Raw genomic sequence first — 1,168 nt, forward strand, 5'->3', positions numbered from 1 at the left:
CAGAGATCACATCCGCAGCTTCGGTACACGGCTTGAGCCCCGATACATTTTCGGCGCAGGCCGGCTTAACTAGACCAGTGAGCTATTACGCTTTCTTTAAAGGATGGCTGCTTCTAAGCCAACCTCCTGGTTGTCATGGCCTTCCCACATCCTTTCCCACTTAGCCGTGATTTGGGGACCTTAGCTGGCGGTCTGGGCTGTTTCCCTCTCGACGATGGACCTTAGCACCCACCGTCTGTCTGCCGGGCTGTGCTCCACGGTATTCGGAGTTTGGTTAGGTTTGGTAAGCCGCGAGGCCCCCTAGCCCATCCAGTGCTCTACCCCCGTGGGCAATCGCCCGACGCGCTACCTAAATAGCTTTCGCGGAGAACCAGCTATTTCCCGGTTTGATTGGCCTTTCACCCCTAGCCACAGGTCATCTCCGACTTTTTCAACAGGCGTGAGTTCGGTCCTCCAGTGCGTGTTACCGCACCTTCAACCTGCCCATGGCTAGATCACCGGGTTTCGGGTCTACAGCAAGCAACTCAAGCGCCCTGTTCAGACTCGCTTTCGCTGCGCCTCCGGCTATCGCCTTAAGCTCGCTGCTTACTGTAAGTCGCTGACCCATTATACAAAAGGTACGCCGTCACGGCGCAAGGCCGCTCCGACTGCTTGTAGGCATCCGGTTTCAGGAACTGTTTCACTCCCCTCGTCGGGGTGCTTTTCACCTTTCCCTCACGGTACTGGTGCACTATCGGTCACTGAGGAGTACTTAGGCTTGGAGGGTGGTCCCCCCATGTTCGGACAGGGTTTCACGTGCCCCGCCCTACTCGAGCATTCAGTCCGGTTTACCCGTACGGGGCTATCACCCGCTCTGGCCCGCCTTTCCAGACGGTTCCGGTTATGTAGACTGAATGACTGGCCTGGTCCGCGTTCGCTCGCCACTACTAGCGGAGTCTCGGTTGATGTCCTTTCCTCCGGCTACTTAGATGTTTCAGTTCGCCGGGTTCGCCTCCCACGCCTATGAATTCAGCGTGGGATACCGCTTGCGCGGTGGGTTGCCCCATTCGGAAATCCACGGATCAAAGCCTGCTCGCGGCTCCCCATGGCTTATCGCAACGTGCTGCGTCCTTCATCGCCTCTCAGTGCCAAGGCATCCACCAGATGCCCTTCAGACGCTTGATCCTTA

1 rRNA gene (only partly in view) is annotated in these 1,168 nt (G+C 57.5%); it reads right to left on the minus strand.

Features of this window, described 5'->3' with window-relative positions:
- A 23S ribosomal RNA gene (locus FBZ83_RS31225) occupies positions 1-1,164 on the minus strand; its annotated part reaches 1,669 nt to the left of the window's first position; the annotation flags it as partial.
- Between the last annotated feature and the right edge of the window lie 4 nt (positions 1,165-1,168).

This window comes from Azospirillum brasilense, assembly GCF_007827815.1.
GTDB classification, from domain to species: Bacteria; Pseudomonadota; Alphaproteobacteria; order Azospirillales; family Azospirillaceae; genus Azospirillum; species Azospirillum brasilense_C.